This window comes from Paenibacillus sp. JNUCC 35, assembly GCF_058269095.1.
Map to the genome: position 1 here is coordinate 5,470,856 of NZ_CM177771.1, position 19,446 is coordinate 5,490,301.

The window sequence follows — 19,446 nt, forward strand, 5'->3', positions numbered from 1 at the left end:
TTGTGCGGGTTCTGGAATGATTTGCGGTTTGTGACAGTGCTCTCTGTCTGTTTTCAAAAATCAGCATTATTTTGCGCTGCCAGGTCCTCATCTCCACAAAAAAATCCATCCCGCTATCAAACGGAATGGATTTCGCCGGGCGGCTTCCGCCTTCCCGGTCTGTGAACAAGCGTCTAGGTCTATATTGGGCAAACGTGACGCGGCGGCGAATGACTCTTTCTCTCATGGAAGCATGCGTGCCGAGCTGCACGCTCCGTAGCGGCCATCCTTCACGGCCTGACTTTCCGCCGCGTATCGAGGAAAGGAATCGAAGGGAGCGGATCGGCCCGCTCCCTTCATTTTCCCGGTCTAGTCGTCTACTTTGGCTCCATATGCGCGCAGGAAAGCCGCTCCCTGATGGGCGTCCATGCGGGCCCCTTTTATATCGAGCGACATAAAATCGACCCCGTCCATAAGAGCTCCGCGCAGGTCCGCCCCCTGCATCCGGGATTTGCCCATTCTCGCCCTTGTGAGATCGGCGTCCCTCAAGTCGGCCTTTTCCAGGTTGCAGGAATATAAATCGGCTTCGACCAGCCGGATTCCCCTCATGGCCTGCTTCGATAAATTCGCAAAACGCAAATTCGTGTAAGACCAGTCTCCCCCGGCAATCGTAATTCCGTCCAGAGAAGCCTCGTTAAAATCGGAGCCGATCATCTTACACTCCTCAAATTTGGCAACAAAAAAATTGGCTCCCCGGAACCGGCAGTTGGTAAAAGCGCTCCGCTTATGCGAGGAGGCGTTGAACTGCGCTCCGGAAAAGTCACAGTCGATAAATTGACAGCTCTCGGTCCAGGCTTCTTCCAGACGGGTGCCGATAAAGCGGCATCGTTCGAACGTGCAGTTCCGCAGCTCTCCCTCTCCCAAATCGCGCCCGCTGAAATCCGTACCTGTGTAAGTTTCTTCTATATAAGAATACATAAGTCCTCTTCCATTCTATGAGTGTATACTTGTCAAAAAATCCGCTTTACCACGCAGTTTGTGCAGCTTGCGCGGTTTGCTGCCGGGCCGCCGATGTATCCCCTTCGCACGCCGCGAGCTCCCAGCTCGGCGGGGCGGCGAATGACGGTCGTCAGCCACAGACAACGCCATGGAGCTAACGCCCCCGGTATCCGGTCGGGGATATCCCGGTTACTTTGCGGAATACCCGGCTGAAGTAGTTGGGGTCCTTGTAGCCGACCTCGAAGCAGACTTCCTTCAGACTCAGTTCGTCGTTCTTCATGAGTTCCTTGGCCCTTTCGATGCGCAGGCGGGTGACATAATCGATGAACGTCTCCCCCATATGCCGCTTGAACATTTTGCTGAAATAATGGAGGCTCAAATGCACCCGCTCCGCCGCCTGCTCCAACGTAATCTCCTCGACGAAGTGTGCGTCGATCCAATCCTTGGCCTCCTTCAGCACGGAGGTCGTGCGCTCTTCGCGCTCGCTCAGCAGCCTCCGCGCGGCAAGCTCCAGCTCGCCCGGAACGCCGTGACCTGCCGCGGCGTTTTCTGCCGGGACAGGAGGGCCGCCTCCTGCGGATTCGCCGTCATAAACGCGGACAAACGCAGATTCGTCCGCGTTTATAACGGCGGCGCAGGCTTCGGCGTAGGACCGGCGCAGCCCGGTCAGGCCGTGATGCACTCTGCCGGCGCCGACGGTCGCCCGCCGGCCAAGCCGGCCGCTCACGTAGCCGTGCAGCTTGCTTGCGGCTGCGGCAGGCGGGTCGGGCTGGCCGTGACGCGCCTTCACCGCCGCCGCCCCGTCTAGGCCGCTGCCGGCGGCCAGTGCGGCATTCGCCGCAGCTGCCTCGTGCTGGCTGCTCCCCGCTCCAGTTCCGCCATCCCGGCCGCTTTCGGCCTTCTCCGCGGCCCCGGCAGCCCCGAAGGCTGCGGTTTCACCGCATGCCCGCGCGCTTTCTTCTGCCGAAGCACTCTTCGGCTCACTATGCGAAGACCGGCCGGCGCCGCCACTCTCTTCGCTCTCACCGGGCCGGATCACAAAAACAGCCAGGTGACGGCCCATAAGCGGGCTGACCACGCACGTGTAACGTGAGCGGCACCAGCTTTTGACCGCGTCGTATATATGCTTCCGGGAAGCCGTGTCCCCGTTCTCTCCGCCGCCTCCCCAGAGTCCCGGTCCGCCGCTTACGCGATGCGGCTCCTCTTCCTCGAATGAAAGAACCAGCGCGTAACCCGAAGGATCGGCGGGCAGGGCCAGCAGCTCCAGCAGATCGCTCTCTCCGGTTTCCGAAGTCCGCTCCCGCATCAGATGCATAGCCAGTTCGCTCTCCGCCAACGGTTCCAGACGGGCCAGTTTTTCCGTAGTCTTCAATTCTTCTTCCCGGCGGACATGCTCTTCTTTTAATTCTTGCACAAGTGAAGTCAGGAGTCCAATCATCTGCTCCCGCTTCGCGGGTTTCAACATATAATCCCGGACTCCGATCTCCAGGGCCTGTTTGGCATACGAGAAATAATCATAAGCCGTGACGAGCACAAGCTTCATCCGGGGATGTATGTCTTTTATGCGGCGCAGCGCTTCCAGCCCTTCGATTCCCGGCATTTTAATATCCATCAGCACGATATCCGGCCGGTGCTGCTCGGCTCGCTGAATGGCCGTCCGCCCGTTTTCGGCATGTATCACCTCGAATATGCCGGGCATGGAGCGCGATATCATCCACTCCAGCCCTTCTCTTTCCAGCGCTTCGTCATCCGCGATCAGCAAGCGGTACATAGGCATTCCCCCTTGTCCCGGCACGCTGTCCGGTCATTTCCGGAAGTGTAAGCACCACGGTCGTGCCTTTTCCGGGAACACTCTCAATCTCAATTAATCCGTCCGTTCCGTAAAAAAGCTGCAAACGCCGGAATACATTTTGCGTCCCGAGGCCCGTGGACGGTTTCCTGCCCGCGCGGCTGCGTTCATACCCGGGGGCTGCCTCCGCCAGCGGCGAACCTTCCCCTCCTCCGGGTGAGAAGTTCCCTTCACGCGCAGCAAACCCCGCCCCGTCAGCGGACTCCGATCCATAACGGAGCAAATGAAACCGGGTTTTCTCGTCCATCCCCGCTCCGTTATCCGCCACGGTGACGCGGATGTTCTCTCCGGCCTTCTTGATGCCGAGCCGGATGAAAGCTCCCTCCTCCATGCTTTCGATCCCGTGCATGAAGGCATTTTCCAGCAGCGGCTGAAGCGTGAGGCACGGAATCTGCTGATCCAGCACCCGCTCGTCTATGTCCGTCTCGAACGAGATCCGATCCCGGAAACGGGACTGCTGGATGGCAAAATACTCCCGCGCGTGATCGACTTCCTCGCGAAGGGTAACCGGCTGATCCAGCTTGCGGAGATTATAGCGGAGCAGGTTGGACACCGACACCGTCAGGTCGCTTGTTTTCTCGGCGCCTTCCAGAAGGGCCAGCTTGGACAGCACGTTCAACGTATTGAACAGGAAGTGGGGATTGATCTGGCTTTGCAGCGCTTTTATCTCCAGCTCTTTTACAAGTCTGTCCTTCTCCATATTGGCCTGGTTCTTCGCGATGAGTTCTTTCAAATTGACCTGCATATGCCCGAAGGCGAGCGTCAGGATGCCGATCTCGTCTTCGTTCTGCACGGGCGGCGGGGCCGCGTCCAGGTTGCCTTTGGACATTTGCCTGGCGGCGTGCACCAGACGCCCGATCGGCTTTGTAATGCTCTGGGACAGCCAGATGGCGAAAACCAGACTGAGCAGCATGTTCACCGCGACAAGCGTCTGGCCGAGCATGTTCATTTCGCCCGTTTTAAGCAGCATCTGCCTGTAGAGCGGCTGGTAGAAGCTCAGCTCCAGATCCACCAGGTTCTGGTGTTCCGCCTTGATATAGCCCGCGGTTTTGTCCGCTTCCTCGTACCTCTGGAGATACCGCTGCATATCCTTGCTCTCAACCGCCGTAAGAACGGAATCGGCCGCCCCCAGATAGGTGCCGAGCATGTTCGCGTAATTTCTCCGCGCGAAGCTGTCCTCCTCGCTTCTGGCGTCCGCCTCCAGCCCTTCCTGCAGGCTGCGCAGCTCGTTCTGGAGCGCGACGAAAGCTCCGCGGCCTTCTCCGTTCAGATCGATCAGGTAGCTGCTGAGCAATCTTAGGCTCTCTTCCGTTTTATGGGCGATTTCCTTGTACAGCAAGATCCGGTCCATCGTCAAATGGTAACTCTCCTGGACCGTCCGTCCGCTCTGATAAATAAAAAACGTAACCGAATTCATCAAAATGACAAGTGCCGGAATAAACAGGAACAGCTTCATGCGGATACTCACGGCGCCACCGCCACTCCCGCATTTTGCGGATTCAAGATATCTATTCGGGTAAAAGCAGAATCGGGCAGCGCTTCACCCTGAAAATAGCGGTTCAGCATTTCGACCGACTGGAAGCCCATCGTATACGGCTTCTGGATCACCGACGCTTCAATTTCCTTGCGGGCCAGCGCTTCGCGCGTCTCCGTCAGGTCATCGAATCCGAAAATGCGGACCTGCTCTTGTTTATTCAAGCTTTTGGACGCCTGCAAAATACCGAGCGCATCCAGCGCGCTCGTGCCGACCATCACATCAATGCCTTCCCTGCTGCGCAGCATGTGCTCGGCGGTCTGGGTCGCCTGGATGCGGGAGATGTTGGAGACGCCGACCTCCACGATTTTGAGATTCGGCTCGGCGTCCACAACGGAACGGAAACCTTCCAGCCGCTGCTGCTGGTTGCCGGCCTCATAGCTGCCGATCACCATGCCGATGGACGCGCTGCGGCCTTCGTAAGCTTTTGCCACAAGCTCGCCCAACTGCCGTCCGGATTCCACATTATCGGTGCCGACATAGCTCAACCTTCGGCTGTCCGGGCTGTCCGTATCGACGGTCAGAACGGCGATTTCTTGTTCGACGGCTTTGTCGATCAGTTTGTTGTAAGCTTCGCTGCGGATTCCCTGGATGAGAATCCCGTCCGGCTTACCAGCGATCGCCTTGCCGAAAAGCTCCGTCTGCTCTTCAATATCGTTGCGGTAAGGACCGCTGTACTCCAGCTTGATGTTGTAATGCTCCGCGGCGTCCCTTGCGCCTTTCTCAATCGTCCGCCAGAAAGGGTTGTCCAGCTCCTGGGAGATCATGACCACATGTTTCGTCTTTCCGCCTGGAACCGGCGTATGACCGCGGTCCTGTATGTCCCGGACAATCCCGTTGATCTGGGCGTTTGTATAAGCAAACCTGCCGAGCAGCAGCACGAACAGCGCAAACAGCACGGCGAGGCCGACGGTCCACTTGGACGGGGCCCATTTCTTCACGTTGCTCCTCCTCCGAAAAATCCGGTTTTAGCGATGTCCCCGCCGCGCCTTTTTTAAATTGTATACGGTTACAGTTTGATGGGTATGCCTATTATAGCAAATAAATTCTCCATTTGGTCGGGCGGGGTCGGGGACTTTTTTGTACCAAGGTCGGGCAGCAAACCTAGACCTGAGTCGGTGTGACCGGACACGAACGGTCTATATAATGAGAAACCGAGAGCACTGCACGAGTGATAACGGATTACGGATTTTTTGGAGGTTAGAGAAAAAAATGAACAATCAACCCGTATTGGAAATACGCGGCGTCAACAAGACGATACGCGGCAAAAAGATTATCCAGGACCTGTCTTTCGAAGTGTATCCCGGCGAAGTCTTCGGATTTCTGGGGCCGAACGGGGCCGGTAAAACGACGCTGATCCGCATGATCGTCGGTCTGATGAAAATGAACAAAGGCGACATCGTGATCCACGGACAGTCGATCCAGAACCGCTTCGAAGACGCCATCAAGCACGTGGGCGCCATTGTGGAGAATCCCGAGATGTACAAATTCCTCTCGGGGCAGAACAACCTCGTGCATTACGCCCGCATGTTTCCGGGCGGCATCCCGCAGTCGAGAATCGACGAAGTCGTCGAGCTGGTCGGGCTGAAAAACCGCATCAAAGAGAAGGTCAAAACCTACTCGCTCGGCATGCGCCAGCGGCTTGGCGTCGCTCAGGCCCTGCTGCACCGGCCGTCCCTGCTCATTCTCGACGAGCCGACGAACGGTCTCGACCCGGCAGGCATCCGGGAGCTGCGCGACTACCTTCGCCGGCTGGCCCGCGAAGAAGGCATCGCCATCGTCGTCTCCAGTCACCTGCTGTCGGAGATGGAGCTGATGTGCGACCGCGTCGCCATCATCCAGCAGGGCAAGCTCGTCGACGTGCAGGATCTGCGCGGAGAAGGGGCTGCGCCGAAGGAGACGTCCTATTTCTTCGAAGTTAACGATCCGGCGACGGCGCAGGCTGTGGTGCAGGAAATTGATCCGCACCTGCACGTGACTCCGCATCCGAACGGCATCGAGCTCACGATCGGACGCGAAAGAGCCGCCGACATCGGCGCTCTGCTCATCCAGGCGGGTCTTCGCCTGTACGCGATGAAGCCGCTCACGCAATCGCTCGAAGACAAATTCTTGCAGATAACGGGAAGTGATCAAATTGCTTAACCTCATTCGTAATGAAAATATGAAAATTTACCGCCGGCTGACTACTTGGATTATGGTCATTCTGCTTGTCGGACTGGTGGGGCTGATTTCGTTCCTGATGCACTACGACTCCAGAGACATGAACAGCGCGGACTGGCGTCAGGCACAGACTCAGCGCATCGAGCAATTGGAGAAGATCAAAGCGGACTTTCCGGACAACGCGGCCGATCTGGATCAGCAGATCAAGCTGGCCCAGGAATATCTGAACCGGGATATATCACCGAATCAGGCTGCCGTATGGCAGGCCGTCGGCTCCATGTCCAGTCTGATCGCGGTCATTACCGTCTTCACCGTGGTCGTCTCCGCCGACGCCATGTCCGGCGAATTCTCGAGCGGAACGATCAAGCTGCTGCTGATCCGGCCCGTTTCGAGATCGAAGATCGTGTTCGCCAAATACGCGGCAGGCTTCCAGTTCTCGATCTTTATGCTGCTCGTGTTATTCGCTTCGGCCCTGGCCATTAACCTGGTGCTTTACGGAGGCGCGGGAACAAGCCCGACCGTTCTGGAGCTGAACAGCATGGGAGCCATCGTCGAGAAAAACATCATCACCGACATGCTGAGCACCTACGGGTTCAAATGCGTGGAGCTGATCATGATCGTCACGCTCGCCTTCATGATCTCCACCTTGTTCCGCAGCAACTCGCTTGCGATCGGGATCTCGCTCTGCATCATGTTCCTGGGCAACACGGTCAGCATGATTCTGAGCCGGTACGACTGGAGCAAATACCTGTTGTTCTCCAACATGGATTTGTCCCGCTACCTGCACGGTCAGCCTCTTGTTCCGGGCATGACGATGACCTTCTCGATCCTCGTGCTGGCCGCTTACTTTATCGTCTTTAACGTGCTCACCTGGACGGTGTTCCGCCGCCGGGACGTCATGTAAGCTCCTATTCTTGCATGGAAAAAGCCCGCGCGCAGCCTTAAGCAGCCCTCACTGCCGGCCGCTGACGCGGAACCGGGCCTCCGTCACGGAGCCAGAAAAGCCGCACCCGTTTGTTAAGGGTGCGGCTTTTACGTATGCCGGGCGTCCGGCTGTTCCGCGCAGTACCGGGAGCGCTTCGCGCCCGAACTTCTTACCGGCTGCAGCGGACTGGAGCCGGCGTTCGCAAGCGGCGACGCTTGACGGCAGTCTCCCGTAGTGCCGGTATACTCCCGTGGAGGCAGCGCGAGCGATCAACGGGTGCCGTTCACCTCCCTGCTCCGGGAGGGCTTTTCTCTCTGGCGGAGAATAAACCGGCGCAGGCTCATCCCGCTTCCCCCTAAGAGGAGTTGCGGCGGAGCCAGCGGTAGCTTTTGCGTACGCCGTTCAGAAGCGTGTCCGGCATCGGAATGGGGTGCTTGGACAACAGCGGCAGATACAGGCGGTAGTAGGCTTTCTTCATATCCTCCCACATCGTATCCGGCGTGTCGTCCAGAAAATCGGAAACATCCAGCACTTTCCCGCGTCCGTCTTCCATCATGACATTCTTGGCATGCAGATCCTGCGGCACCAGTCCCAGTCTTCGCGCATAATCGCACGCTTCTTCGATATCGAGAATGACCCGCTCCGGTATCCGTATCCCCGAACGGATGCAATCGTACAGCGTCCTCCCGTTCATCCGTTTCAAGATGAGGTAGGGCTTTTTCGCATAATGGCAGCGGGAGTACGCGGGGTGCTCGCCCAGCTTGCGGTACACTTCGACCTCGTCTTCCCAGCCGTCTCTTCCGGAGGCGTATACTTTAACGACCAGCCCGGGCATGTCCGGATGCGAGACGACAGCCGCGTAATTGCCCGCACCGACTAACTGCCAGGGGGCGGGAAGTTTATGCACCACGACGGGGTCATAGGGATTTTCGCTTTCAAAGTCGAGGCCGGGCAGAAGCTCCCGTTCGATCTTTTGTATCCATGCTTCCATTTTAGTCTCCCAACGAGTTCTTATGCTCTTATTGTAGAGGGTTCCGGGTGCCGATACAATGGACCTTCCGCTTCCGCAAACAAAAAAAGAGCACGGCGCGCCGCACTCTTCCGGTCCAAGGCTGTATGTGCGGAGCTAAACCGGCATGCTTTTATCCGGCGTCTCCGTCTTTGTACTGCGGCTCTGCCGCTCCAGCAGCACTCTGCGCCCCAGGGTCAGAGCCAGGACGAGCATAACCGTTCCCGTTCCTGCGGCAATTCCGTACTGCTGAACCCAGAGCGGCATCCCTTCCGCCTTTTCGTACAGCATGCCCCCGAGCAGGGGGCCCAGGAAAGCCGCCAGCCCCGTCAAGGTGTTGTACATGGCGATAAACATCGGCCGCTCGCCCCTCGGCGTATCCCCGATAATGAAATTGAAAGCCAGTTGGTTGAATCCCCCAGTCCCCGCTCCAAGCAGGATGTGAACCGCAATCAGCACCGGAAGGGCCGGAAGCCAGGCGAGCATCCCCCACAGCAGACACGACAGCGACAAAAGTGGGAGCGTCCAGAAGAGAAGCCGCCGGTTGCTCCACCGCGCGTTAAGATTTCCCCAGACGTAGAAAGAAATCATCATCACAGCCGTCTGCAGCACCGTTAGCACGGAAATCGTCTCATAGCTTACCTGCAGCAGCTTCAACATGACATATGAGAAGAGCGGCACCGCAATCCCTTGTAAAAACAGCCAGAACGACAGGAACGCCGTCGCCCTGATATACGAAGTATCTTTCATAGGGCGCGTAAGCATGGGCAGGAGCCCGCTTTCCGCGGAAGGCTCGAAAGGCGGATTCGGATAAAACAGGTAAGCGATTACATTGAGCACCGCAGCCGTGCCGATCACCAGGTAAAGAACCTCAAACCCCGCCTCGTTACCGAGCTTGTCGAGTATTTGCCCACCCGCAAACAGGCACAGAGCTCCGAGAGCGTTCAGCATCATGTTCCGGATGCCGAAATAACGGGCTCTCACCGAAGACGGCACCATATCGGCCATCAGTGTGGACCAGACCACACCCCCGAAGGCGTTCGAAAGAAAAGCCGACGTATACAAGGCGATGTAAGCCGGAATCCACAAATCACGGTCCAGCAATAGCGGAATCAATCCCGTTGCCGCCCACAGAATCCGGTGAAGCCCTCCGAAGATGAGAATCTGCAGCTTCCGGTTTTTCCATCTCTGCATAAAAAAAGCCATCAGGATCTGACCGGCGTTCACGATCGTCGTCATGGCGAGCACAAGTCCGATCTGTGCGGACGTTGCGCCGAGATAGAGCAAATAACCCGTCAGGAACGGACCGTTGAGAAGGGTTTGAACCACCGTGGCCGGAGCCCCTTCGAGAGTCGCGATCCAAAGATGTTTACGGGTCGGGGTAAAACGGTTCCAGGAGCGGGTCTTGGCCTGCACGTCGGTAGCTCTCCTTTGAGCCGGTGCTGTTTTCCGGCTTCGTCAGCAAAATGGTTGCGTTTACGCGTCGGGTAAAAGAAGACGGACAAAAGAAGACATCTTTTATCCGTTACAGAAGTTCAGGTCCATTATACTGCAAAAATACTCCGCCGTCTGTTCTAAAATCCGGCGAATTTTCTGTCCGAATTAAGGCTCAAATGATTCGCCTTCCTTGCGCTTTTCGCCAGGAGCAAAAACCCACCATTTACTGGCGGCGTAATTCACCAGAAGCAGCAGAACCGTCACCGTCAGCTTGCTAAGCAGCATGTTCCAGCCCAGCACATCACTGCACACATAGAGCAGCAGGTAGGACAGCCCCAGACACAGTCCGTTGACCAGCAGGAACTTTAATGCTTCCGATACCCGCACCGGTTCTTTGCTGGCAAACGTCCATTTCCGGTTCCAGAGGTAGCTGTTCAAGGTCCCGCACAAGTACGAGACCGTCTGAGCCGCTCCGTAATGCAGGTGCAGGCCCGAGAACAGCAGCCAGAACACGGCCCAGTCCACCGCCGTATTGCCGACTCCCACTGCCCCGAAGCGGAGCAGGCGGAGCATTTCCGGGTTAAGCCGCTTTTTTTGCCCGTTGTTATCGTTTGTCACGTGTCAGTTCTTCCCCTTCTCCCGGATTCCGGTCATCCAGTCTGTAATCGCTTCGGCCGTCCGGCGAGTCTGCTCCTCCGGTGAGATCGAAGCCGCATGGTCGCCCTTCTGAGGGCCGTAGCTGCCGAATTGGCCGTGGTTGCCTCCCGACAGGGTCAAAAGCTTGGCGTCCTCCGGCAAGTTCTTCTTGTTCTTCTCGAAGCTGTCGCGGTTAAGCACGCCGTCCTCCGAACCGGTCACGGAGAGAACCGGAAGCCCTTTATCCCGGAGGCTTCCTTTGTCATCGGCGTACGACGCCAGGAAAAACACGCCCCGCAGCCCTTCCGGATGCTCCGCCGCATAGCGGGCCGCCATCACGCCTCCGAGCGAGTGCCCTCCGATGACGAAGGACTCCTCGGGACGGGCCGCCAGCACTTCCGAGGCACGGCCGCCTCCCAGTACCGCCAAATTCAGCGGCATTTTGACGACCACCGTGCGGTGCCCGCGCTGAGCCAGCTCCCGGGCCAGAGGCGCGTAGCTCTCCGGCTTCACCAGGCCGCCCGGGTAGAAGATCACGCCCGGCTCCTTCGGCTCTGCGCCTTCGTAAACCGTTACATCCTTGCTGTCTGTAACGGTAACACCCCCGCCGCTTCGCATGGCTTCGACCGCCGTGCGGTCCGGCCCGTACGGCCGCAGATAGAATGCCGCCGCAATTCCGGCGGCGAGTATAAAGATCACCAGCGCCAGAAGCCACTTTCTTCCGCGGGATCGTCTTTTTCCAGTCATTCTCCGCCTCCTTGAATCCGTCCAGGGAAATTCGTCTTCTCTCCGTTCCAGGCCATCTCTGCTTTGCCGATCCGAACCAATGGATGTCCGCTGTCCTTCTCCGGCCGTTTCCGTCTTCTTCAACGCCTATCGTATCACAGCTCCGCTTCCCGGCCTACCTTATCCCCGGAGTAAGTTTCCGGCAGCCTCGACGGCGGTCTTTTTAAAGGCATCCACGTTCTCTCTACCCACTTCATACACCCCGCCGTCTAGAAACGGCACGTAGAGCCTGCGGACATCATGGACCGCCGTGGCGACCGGCAGCTCCTTCCAAATGCGGACCGACTGGCCGGGCGGCAGCATAAGAAGCAGCCCGGGCTTGTCCGGCATACCCCGGTCAGATCGGCCGTACACTTGCAGGGCCCCTTCGCGGTAGATTCTATCACTTTCTCGGCCTCGTCTATCAGACGTTGATACAGGGAGTCCGCTTGCGGCACCTCGATGATGCGGCCATTCCAGTTGAGAACCACTTTCTCCAGGGTAAGCTCGGCTGAAGGCAGCCAAAGCGAAGCAGCCCCGATCACAGCGATAACTAAGATAACGAGTCCGGTGGACAGCCCTATCCATTTGTTCCGTCGCATAAGATCCCCCTATAGCTTTCTACCCAGTTAAACGGCACAGGAAGGTAAATGTTGCATAATCGGCAGAGGGATGGAAACGTGGCAATATAAAAAGCCAGGTATCGCTGTGCCTGGTTCTAGTAGGGCTGAACGCTGTATCCGTCGCGGCCACAGAAAAAGCAGCCTCCGTAAAGGAGACTGCTTTTTCTGAATCTTGTAAGCGGGTGATGGGAATCGAACCCACGCTACCAGCTTGGAAGGCTGGAGTTCTACCATTGAACTACACCCGCAAAGGTGATTGGAGCGGAAGACGGGAATCGAACCCGCGACCCTCGCCTTGGCAAGGCGATGCTCTACCGCTGAGCCACTTCCGCAAACTTTTCGTTCGAAACATTTCCGAATCGACAAGAGATATCATAACAAATAATTCACGAAAACTCAATCCTTTTTCCGTCTAAATTTAAATCCAATTTTTTACATCCCCTATAAACAAGGAAAAACCCTCATTTCCGCACATAAAAAGAAAGGACCGGAGTAGACTTCTCCGATCCTTCCTCTTTACCTGAATGGCTCGCCTTGCCAATTGCCCTCTTCTCTTTTCACGCCGCGCGCAGCTCCCAGTGCGGGGTATGGGTCGCATAAGACGAATGGTGGCCAATCACACACCGAACGTCCGCCTCGTCCGCTGCTCTCAGGAAAGAGCCGCTTTAGCCTCTTTGAAAGCCTGCGTGTACTGAGCCGCTTTCTTCGCGATCAGGCTGAAATCGCCGGTTTTGGACGCTTCGGTCGTCAGATCCGATCCGATTCCGACAGCGACGGCACCCGCTTTGATCCAATCGGCCAGATTGTCCAAGGATACGCCCCCGGTCGGCATGATGTTTGCCTGCGGCAGAGGCCCCTTGATGGCCTTGATCACGGACGGCTCGTACAAATTGCCCGGGAACAGCTTCACGATATCCACGCCGAGCTCCAGCGCTTCCTGGATCTCTTTGACGGTCATCGTGCCCGGCATTACCGGCACGCGGTACCGGTTGCAGAGCCCCACGGTCGCCGGATTCAGGGAAGGCCCCACCACGAACTCCGAGCCGCTCAGAATGGCCGCTCTCGCCGTTTCCGGGTCCAGAACGGTACCTACGCCGATAATGGCGAATTTGGAGGCGTCCTGCGCCGTGCTGCTGTATGTTTTGGCCAGCTTTTCAATGGCTTGGAGCGCAAAAGGCACCGTCATCGTCACTTCGATGACTTTGATGCCGCCTTCGATGGCCTGTTCGGCGGCTTCGACGACTTCGTCGGGCGTCTTGCCTCTCAGAACGGCGACTACGCCCTGTTCCGTAATTTTTTGAATCAGCTGTATCTTTTTCATGGGTCAGTTCATCCTCTCTCTGTCGGTAAAATCAGTTTCCGCAAGTAAGAGGCGGCGGATACGCCTTTTATCTGATAAGCCGTATGAACCTCAATCAGACTTAACGGCAAGACTGTGCAGCGCTCAGCGCTCGATATGACGGCTTCCCTGAAGCACGGCATCGACTTCCTCACGCGTCGGCAGGCCTTCCCAATCTCCCGGAGCCTGAACGACCAGCGAACCGAGCAGACTGCCCAGCTCCACCGCTTCCAGGTGGCTCTTCCCATGCAGAATGCCGGACAGGAAGCCTGCACAGAAGCCGTCACCTGCTCCAATCGTATCGACCACCCGCTCCGCTTTGACAAAAGGAACGGAGGACACGCGGCCGCCTTCGATCAGGAACGTTTCATCGTTGCCGCCTTTAAGCACGGTCACGGCACGAAGCTTGCTCAGCCTTTCGACAATCCCGTCGAAATCTTCCGTTTCGTAAAGGAGCTGAAGCTCATCCAGACCCGGAAGAAAATAATCGGCCTCCTCCGCCAGGGACAGCAAAGTCTCTCTGGCTTCCCCGATCCCCCAGAGCTTAAGCCGCAGGTTCGGATCGAAGCAGACTTTCACCCCATGCCTTTTGGCCATGCGGACGGCGGCGATCACTGCTTCTTTGCAGCTATCGCTTAGCGCGGGCGTGATGCCGGTTACATGCAGAATTTTGGCCCCGGCTATATAATCTTCATCGAGATCGCCCGGCTTCATCAGACTCATGGCCGAATTTTTGCGGTAGTAGTAGACGGAGGCTTTGCCCGATACCGCTTCCCGCAGCATCAAACCCGTCGGCGCCTCGGACGATAACACGGCCCTGGAGACGTCCACGCCTTCGCCGCGTATTTTTTTGAGGACCATCCGGCCGAAAGGGTCTTTCCCCAGGCGTCCGAACCACCCGACACGATGCCCGAGCCGTGCAAGACCGATCGCCACATTACTTTCGGCCCCGCCGAACGAAGCGGTCAGCTGCGGTGAATATTCAATTCCTTTTCCCGAATCCGGCATCAGTAGAGCCATCGACTCCCCGAAAGTCACCACATCCGGATAAATAGGGGACTGCTCATTGCCTTGCTCCATCGTTTATCCACCTCGACCGTTAGATTCTCGCAGGCTCAGGCATCATCCACAGGCGGCACCCGGCCATGCTTGCTTCATTTAATTCCCGGAAAAATGATCCCTTGTCCGCACAATCATGCGCCGAAAAAGTTTTTCCTTATGGGATTACTCCGTACAGGTTTGTATCTCATCCTTGAATCCGTCATCGGAGAAAGCTCCTGTTCGGATTGGTTAATTAAAAAGAATCCGTTCCCTCTTCATTATAGCAGAAAGGACTTCTTTTTAGGTATGAAAATGTTCATTCAAACAAAAAAACGAACAAAACGAACCTCTCTACCCCATTTCTAACACTTCCGGAAAAAACAAAAAAAGCCTTGATTGCTCAAGGCTTTCTTCGTTGTTGATGCGTAATGCGGACGAGAGGACTCGAACCTCCACGGCTGTTACACCACTAGAACCTGAATCTAGCGCGTCTGCCAATTCCGCCACGTCCGCATGAGGATTTGATGGTGCGGTCGGAGGGATTTGAACCCTCACGCCCATTGGGCACTACCCCCTCAAGATAGCGTGTCTGCCGTTCCACCACGACCGCATAAGACACTTGAAAAGTGAGCCATGAAGGACTCGAACCTTCGACACCCTGATTAAAAGTCAGGTGCTCTACCAACTGAGCTAATGGCTCTTAAAAACTGGTGGAGGCTGATGGATTCGAACCACCGAACTCGTCAGAGAACAGATTTACAGTCTGCTGCGTTTGGCCACTTCGCTAAGCCTCCATGAAACTGGTGCCGTCGAGAGGACTTGAACCCCCAACCTACTGATTACAAGTCAGTTGCTCTACCAGTTGAGCTACAACGGCATATAAGGTTGTCTAAATGGTGGCTCGGGACGGAATCGAACCGCCGACACGAGGATTTTCAGTCCTCTGCTCTACCGACTGAGCTACCGAGCCTTGCATGGTTTGCACCAACCCAATCGGAATATGCGGGATCGATGAACGGTTGTGAAACTTAAATGGCGGAGCTGACGGGATTCGAACCCGCGGTCTCCTGCGTGACAGGCAGGCATGTTAGGCCTCTACACCACAGCTCCAAGTAGTATTCCCTAGTCCCAGGAAAATTATGATTGTCGGACTCATAAAATCTGGATGGTGGACGCTGACGGGATCGAACCGCCGACCCTCTGCTTGTAAGGCAGATGCTCTCCCAGCTGAGCTAAGCGTCCATATCTTCTAGTAGGAATAGAATGACCCGTAGGGGATTCGAACCCCTGTTACCTCCGTGAAAGGGAGGTGTCTTAACCCCTTGACCAACGGGCCTTGATGTTTGTCTTTTTTGGCGACAAGGATTATTGTATCAGAAATTTAAAAGATTACAAGCTTTTTCTTCTATCCAAAATATCCTAGAAATTTCCGCTATATGGGCATGCTGTTTTTGACGACTAAAACCGCAGTTTTTCCAGTAAAATCAAGGGTTCCGGAGGTCACGCTTGAAAAGTGGCAGGACGTATCCGGATCACTAGATGTCAATTTACGAGCCTAATACAGGAACATAAATTCGCATACGCGGGCATGACTTTCACTATGGTCGACCACTGTCATGTGACGCCAAGCACCGCGCGCTGACGTAAACTCCCACACATGTGCATGACTCTATTCATGATTCAGAGAGTGGATAGTTACGCAGACTCATTCATGGCTAAAGCTTTAAAAAAACACGCCCTTGCTCACAGGAGCATCGGACGTGTTTGGTTTGAAGGGATTCTTGCTCAGCTTATGCCGCCGGAACGAAGAGCACCCGCTGTCTGTGCAGGATGAGCATCGCCGGATACAGGCTTGAGCCGTACCGCAAACTGAAAAGCTTGCGGCTCCAGCACATGCGGCGGAAGCTGCTTCGGCCCGCAGCTGTTGCTGCCCAGCCCGTTCTGCTTGTAATCCAGATGAAGCGTGACATAATCGCGCGGAACGAGATCGCACTCGTGGGAGGCCGCTTCCAGGTCCTCCGGCGTGTAGCGGCTGGCCCCGAAGTCAAAGACCGGCTGGCCGGCCACCAAAAGCCCGGAGCCCTGCACGCCGCGCAGGTACGCCCAGCGCACATCGGAGCGGTTGCCGCTTTCCTGCGGCTTTACGTACGGAAAGCGCATGTCGTCGACCGCGGCGTCGTACAAGCCCATCCGCGCGGCTTGTCTGCTGTCCGGGTAAGATTCCCCCGGACCGAGCCCGTACCAGGTCACGCGGTCCATGCTGCCGGGCAGCTCCATCCGCAGGCCGATGCGGGGAAGCATCTCCGGCGGCGTGCCGTCCGGTTCGCCCTGCACGTTCAAATCCACCGTCCCATCGGGACGAACGGTGTAGGCCCACGTGCAGGAGAAGCCCCAGGCGTACACGGGCGGTGCCGTGCGGATGGAGACGGTCACGCGCACGGAGCCGTCCGCGAGCCGCTCCCAGCCGCTGCCGCGCACATCGTCGGCCGCCATGTGCACGCACGCCTTGCGCCAGTCGGCGACAACGTACATGTCGTTGTCGATCGGTGCGCGCCACAAGGCGAGCCGCGGTCCGCCGCCTTCGGCGATCACCGGGGTGCCCGCGTGCCGCCAGGAGGCGATGCGCCCGCGGCCCCGGTCGAAGACGAGCGTGAAGTCCGCTCCCGTCAAGGTGAGCAGGCGGTCCGCTTCTTCGACCCGGATGGCGGCTGCGGCGGCTGCTGCCGGGGCGGGCTCTTGATGCGCAAGCGCCGCTCCGGGTGCGCCTGCCGGCACGCTGGAGACGGCAGCCTCCGGCGAAGTCACCGGCTCTGCCTCTTCGGAGCAGGCATGAAGCGGAAACTGCGCCCACGCAATTTCGTGGCCTTCCTCCGCCCAAGCTGCCGGGGAGGCCAGCACGATGCGCACGGTCAGCCAGTACTCGGCCGGGCCTCTTTCATCTGCCGCAGGCACAGGAAGGGGAATACGGAGAGTTCCCTCTTCTCCGGCGGCCAGGTCCGGCAGCTCGGCCGGGCCTCCGCCGACGAGGCGGCCGTCCGCCTCCAGCTTCCACGTGCAGCGGAAGTTTTGAAGCGAGATAAAATCGTAATGGTTCCGGATAATCAGATCGGCGGCTCCTTCGTTTTTGCCCGGCTCCCATCCTGCGATCTCTACCGATACCGGTTCAATCGTTTTCTTGTATTCCATCAGACCCGGAGACGGCGTGCGGTCCGGCGTTACGAGTCCGTCGATACAAAAGTTGCCGTTGTTCGGCTGATCGCCGTAATCCCCGCCGTAAGCGAAATATTCGCGGCCATCCGCTTTTTTCCGCCGCAGTCCGTGATCGATCCACTCCCAGACGAATCCTCCCTGAAGCCTCGGATACGTTCTGAAAAGCTCCTCATAGTGCTCGAGCCCGCCGGGGCCGTTCCCCATGGCATGGGCATATTCGCATAAGATATGCGGTTTGTCCAGGTCCTTCAGTTCCCCGAACCCGCGCATTTTCTCAGGGGAGGAATACATGGTGCTGAACACATCGCAGGCTTTTCCTTCGCGGTCTCCTTCGTAATGAACGAGTCTCGTTGAATCGTAAGAGCGGCACCACTTGTACATCGCCTCATGATTACAGCCGAAGCCGGATTCATTGCCGAGTGACCACATGATAATCGAAGGGTGATTTTCGTCGCGCATCACCATTCTCCGCATCCTGTCCACATAGGCATGCTCCCAGACGGGATCGGCGCTGAGCCGGTTAGCGTCCCCGATCAGTTCGAAGCCGTGCGTCTCCAGATCGGTTTCGTCCATGACATACAGGCCGTACCGGTCGCACAGGTCGTAAAAGCGCGGGTCGTTCGGGTAGTGAGCCGTCCGCACCGCATTGATGTTGTGCTGCTTCATCATCCGGATGTCCTTCTCCATCGTTTCCGGTGTGACGGTTCTGCCTGTATCGGGGTGATGGTCGTGACGGTTCACTCCGCGCAGACGAATCGCTTTCCCGTTAACGAGCATGAGGCCGCCTTTGACCTCGATGCGGCGGAAACCGGTTTTCAGCGCTGTCGTTTCCAGCACTTCTCCCTCTTCGTCCAGCAGAGTGACGATCAAGTCATACAAATAAGGCGTTTCCGCGGACCATTTGCGGGGTTCCTTGATTTCCGCTTCAATCGTAAATGACCGTTCCTTCTCCGTTCCGGCGATTTCGTCCGTTTTCCCATTGTTTGCGAGCCCGATTTCTTCCCCAGAGCCGATAAGATTCCCCTCACGGTTCTGGAGCTTCCAGGCTAAAGTGAATGGACCTCTAGCCGTGTCGCCCGCTGACACCGTCCAGGTCTGCGAACCGTTCCGGGCGCCGTTTTGTGCACCGGTTTGCGTGCCAGTTTGCGTGCCGTTACGTTCGCCGTTTTGGCCGCCGATCCGCGCAGCGCATCCTGCGGCTTCAGCTACCGTCACAGCCATACGGAGAAGCCCGTGCCTGCATGCTTCATCCAGCCCGGCGTGTACCCGGATATTTTGCAGATGCAGCTTGGGCCGGGCCGTAAGGACGACATCGCGGAATATACCGCTGAGCCACCACATATCCTGGTCTTCCAGGTAACTTCCGGCCGACCACTGATATACCTGCACGGCAAGAACATTCCGTCCGCTGCGGATAAAAGGCGTCAAATCGAATTCCGCCGTCAGCCTGCTCCCTTCGCTGTACCCGACATACTCCCCGTTCAGCCAGACGTTATAGGCGCTGTCTACTCCGTGAAACCCGATAACAATGTCCTTATCCGTCCAATTGTCCGGCAAGGTAAATTCTCTCAGGTAGCTACCTGTAGGATTGTCCGCAGGCACACGCGGAGGGTCAACCGGGAACGGATAGTACAAATCCGTATAATGGGGAGCGCCGTACCCGTGCAGCTGCCAGCAGCTCGGCACAGGAAGCCGGTCCCAGGCGGACGCGTCGAACTCCGGCTCATAAAAACCGACCGGTGCTTCCTCGGGCGAGCCGGTGTACCGGAAAGCCCACGTACCGTTAAGGAGCAGCGTCCGGTCCGAACGCTCTCCGGCGTAAGTAAGAGCCTCTTTCTCTTCTCCGTAGGGAATAAAATTGGCCCGGGCCGGCAGACGGTCCCGCTCCAGCACGTCGAGATTTTCCCAATCCCGGCGCTGCAAATGTAGTTCCTTCATGT

15 protein-coding genes and 11 tRNA genes are annotated in these 19,446 nt (G+C 57.2%); 2 read left to right on the top strand and 24 right to left on the bottom strand.

Features of this window, described 5'->3' with window-relative positions:
- Positions 1 to 348 precede the first annotated feature (348 nt).
- The 4 genes from AC2TF6_RS24720 to AC2TF6_RS24735 all read right to left on the bottom strand — a co-directional run bounded on the left by AC2TF6_RS24720 (position 349) and on the right by AC2TF6_RS24735 (position 5,302).
- Positions 349 to 957, bottom strand: a complete 609-nt coding sequence (locus AC2TF6_RS24720) for a pentapeptide repeat-containing protein (protein ID WP_491308933.1) — start codon at positions 955 to 957, stop codon at positions 349 to 351.
- A 175-nt stretch (positions 958 to 1,132) separates the two neighbouring features.
- Positions 1,133 to 2,749, bottom strand: a complete 1,617-nt coding sequence (locus tag AC2TF6_RS24725) for a response regulator transcription factor (protein WP_491308934.1) — start codon at positions 2,747 to 2,749, stop codon at positions 1,133 to 1,135.
- Positions 2,724 to 4,295: a sensor histidine kinase gene (locus AC2TF6_RS24730; RefSeq protein ID WP_491308935.1), complete on the bottom strand. Its 1,572-nt coding sequence runs from the start codon at positions 4,293 to 4,295 to the stop codon at positions 2,724 to 2,726. Before AC2TF6_RS24730 ends, AC2TF6_RS24725 begins: the two co-directional genes overlap by 26 nt.
- Complete coding sequence (locus AC2TF6_RS24735; protein WP_491308936.1) at positions 4,292 to 5,302, bottom strand: substrate-binding domain-containing protein; 1,011 nt, start codon at positions 5,300 to 5,302, stop codon at positions 4,292 to 4,294. The genes AC2TF6_RS24730 and AC2TF6_RS24735 overlap by 4 nt, the downstream gene beginning before the upstream one ends.
- A gap of 271 nt (positions 5,303 to 5,573) precedes the next feature.
- Here AC2TF6_RS24735 and AC2TF6_RS24740 point away from each other — a divergent pair, with 271 nt between their 5' ends.
- Together AC2TF6_RS24740 and AC2TF6_RS24745 are read left to right on the top strand one after the other, a co-directional pair.
- Complete coding sequence (locus AC2TF6_RS24740; protein WP_009672176.1) at positions 5,574 to 6,503, top strand: ABC transporter ATP-binding protein; 930 nt, start codon at positions 5,574 to 5,576, stop codon at positions 6,501 to 6,503.
- Entirely contained in the window at positions 6,487 to 7,425 is a 939-nt protein-coding gene (locus AC2TF6_RS24745) for an ABC transporter permease (RefSeq protein ID WP_491308937.1), read from the top strand. The genes AC2TF6_RS24740 and AC2TF6_RS24745 overlap by 17 nt, the downstream gene beginning before the upstream one ends.
- Before the next feature lie 48 nt (positions 7,426 to 7,473).
- Here AC2TF6_RS24745 and AC2TF6_RS24750 read toward each other — a convergent pair whose 3' ends face one another.
- The 20 genes from AC2TF6_RS24750 to AC2TF6_RS24845 all read right to left on the bottom strand — a co-directional run bounded on the left by AC2TF6_RS24750 (position 7,474) and on the right by AC2TF6_RS24845 (position 19,444).
- Positions 7,474 to 7,719: a hypothetical protein gene (locus AC2TF6_RS24750; RefSeq protein ID WP_491308938.1), complete on the bottom strand. Its 246-nt coding sequence runs from the start codon at positions 7,717 to 7,719 to the stop codon at positions 7,474 to 7,476.
- An 82-nt stretch (positions 7,720 to 7,801) separates the two neighbouring features.
- Positions 7,802 to 8,437 (bottom strand): serine/threonine protein kinase, encoded by a 636-nt coding sequence (locus AC2TF6_RS24755; protein WP_491308939.1) that lies wholly within the window; start codon positions 8,435 to 8,437, stop codon positions 7,802 to 7,804.
- A gap of 135 nt (positions 8,438 to 8,572) precedes the next feature.
- The gene (locus AC2TF6_RS24760; RefSeq protein WP_491308940.1) at positions 8,573 to 9,871 is read right to left on the bottom strand and encodes an MFS transporter; all 1,299 of its coding nucleotides are present in this window, start codon (positions 9,869 to 9,871) and stop codon (positions 8,573 to 8,575) included.
- 186 nt (positions 9,872 to 10,057) lie between these two features.
- A complete protein-coding gene (locus AC2TF6_RS24765; protein WP_491308941.1) occupies positions 10,058 to 10,510 on the bottom strand; it encodes a GtrA family protein in 453 nt (150 codons plus the stop codon).
- A gap of 3 nt (positions 10,511 to 10,513) precedes the next feature.
- A complete protein-coding gene (locus AC2TF6_RS24770) occupies positions 10,514 to 11,275 on the bottom strand; it encodes an alpha/beta fold hydrolase (RefSeq protein WP_491308942.1) in 762 nt (253 codons plus the stop codon).
- Between the two features lie 159 nt (positions 11,276 to 11,434).
- Positions 11,435 to 11,668 carry a hypothetical protein gene (locus tag AC2TF6_RS24775; protein ID WP_491308943.1) on the bottom strand — a complete coding sequence of 78 codons (234 nt, stop codon included), beginning with the start codon at positions 11,666 to 11,668 and terminating at the stop codon, positions 11,435 to 11,437.
- 425 nt (positions 11,669 to 12,093) lie between these two features.
- A tRNA-Gly gene (locus tag AC2TF6_RS24780) sits at positions 12,094 to 12,164 on the bottom strand.
- A 9-nt stretch (positions 12,165 to 12,173) separates the two neighbouring features.
- Positions 12,174 to 12,248 (bottom strand) — tRNA-Gly (locus AC2TF6_RS24785).
- Between the two features lie 317 nt (positions 12,249 to 12,565).
- A complete protein-coding gene (locus AC2TF6_RS24790) occupies positions 12,566 to 13,237 on the bottom strand; it encodes a bifunctional 2-keto-4-hydroxyglutarate aldolase/2-keto-3-deoxy-6-phosphogluconate aldolase (protein WP_491308944.1) in 672 nt (223 codons plus the stop codon).
- A 123-nt stretch (positions 13,238 to 13,360) separates the two neighbouring features.
- Positions 13,361 to 14,335 (bottom strand): sugar kinase, encoded by a 975-nt coding sequence (locus AC2TF6_RS24795; RefSeq protein ID WP_491308945.1) that lies wholly within the window; start codon positions 14,333 to 14,335, stop codon positions 13,361 to 13,363.
- Between the two features lie 390 nt (positions 14,336 to 14,725).
- Positions 14,726 to 14,809 (bottom strand) — tRNA-Leu (locus tag AC2TF6_RS24800).
- Between the two features lie 12 nt (positions 14,810 to 14,821).
- Positions 14,822 to 14,906 (bottom strand) — tRNA-Leu (locus AC2TF6_RS24805).
- A gap of 17 nt (positions 14,907 to 14,923) precedes the next feature.
- Positions 14,924 to 14,996, bottom strand: a tRNA-Lys gene (locus AC2TF6_RS24810).
- An 8-nt stretch (positions 14,997 to 15,004) separates the two neighbouring features.
- Positions 15,005 to 15,090, bottom strand: a tRNA-Tyr gene (locus AC2TF6_RS24815).
- Positions 15,091 to 15,097: 7 nt separating this feature from the next.
- Positions 15,098 to 15,173, bottom strand: a tRNA-Thr gene (locus AC2TF6_RS24820).
- 17 nt (positions 15,174 to 15,190) lie between these two features.
- Positions 15,191 to 15,266, bottom strand: a tRNA-Phe gene (locus tag AC2TF6_RS24825).
- 63 nt (positions 15,267 to 15,329) lie between these two features.
- A tRNA-Asp gene (locus AC2TF6_RS24830) sits at positions 15,330 to 15,406 on the bottom strand.
- Between the two features lie 56 nt (positions 15,407 to 15,462).
- Positions 15,463 to 15,538, bottom strand: a tRNA-Val gene (locus tag AC2TF6_RS24835).
- Between the two features lie 22 nt (positions 15,539 to 15,560).
- Positions 15,561 to 15,632, bottom strand: a tRNA-Glu gene (locus AC2TF6_RS24840).
- Positions 15,633 to 16,081: 449 nt separating this feature from the next.
- Positions 16,082 to 19,444 carry a glycoside hydrolase family 2 TIM barrel-domain containing protein gene (locus tag AC2TF6_RS24845; protein ID WP_491308946.1) on the bottom strand — a complete coding sequence of 1,121 codons (3,363 nt, stop codon included), beginning with the start codon at positions 19,442 to 19,444 and terminating at the stop codon, positions 16,082 to 16,084.
- Between the last annotated feature and the right edge of the window lie 2 nt (positions 19,445 to 19,446).

What these genes read in the sequence shown, in the direction of transcription:
- AC2TF6_RS24755 (WP_491308939.1), bottom strand. Translation starts at nt 8,437, where the DNA reads ATGGAAGCATGGATACAAAAGATCGAACGGGAGCTTCTGCCCGGCCTC.
- AC2TF6_RS24795 (WP_491308945.1), bottom strand. Translation starts at nt 14,335, where the DNA reads ATGGAGCAAGGCAATGAGCAGTCCCCTATTTATCCGGATGTGGTGACT.
- AC2TF6_RS24740 (WP_009672176.1), top strand. Translation starts at nt 5,574, where the DNA reads ATGAACAATCAACCCGTATTGGAAATACGCGGCGTCAACAAGACGATA.
- AC2TF6_RS24725 (WP_491308934.1), bottom strand. Translation starts at nt 2,749, where the DNA reads ATGTACCGCTTGCTGATCGCGGATGACGAAGCGCTGGAAAGAGAAGGG.
- AC2TF6_RS24845 (WP_491308946.1), bottom strand. Translation starts at nt 19,444, where the DNA reads ATGAAGGAACTACATTTGCAGCGCCGGGATTGGGAAAATCTCGACGTG.
- AC2TF6_RS24770 (WP_491308942.1), bottom strand. Translation starts at nt 11,275, where the DNA reads ATGACTGGAAAAAGACGATCCCGCGGAAGAAAGTGGCTTCTGGCGCTG.
- AC2TF6_RS24790 (WP_491308944.1), bottom strand. Translation starts at nt 13,237, where the DNA reads ATGAAAAAGATACAGCTGATTCAAAAAATTACGGAACAGGGCGTAGTC.
- AC2TF6_RS24720 (WP_491308933.1), bottom strand. Translation starts at nt 957, where the DNA reads ATGTATTCTTATATAGAAGAAACTTACACAGGTACGGATTTCAGCGGG.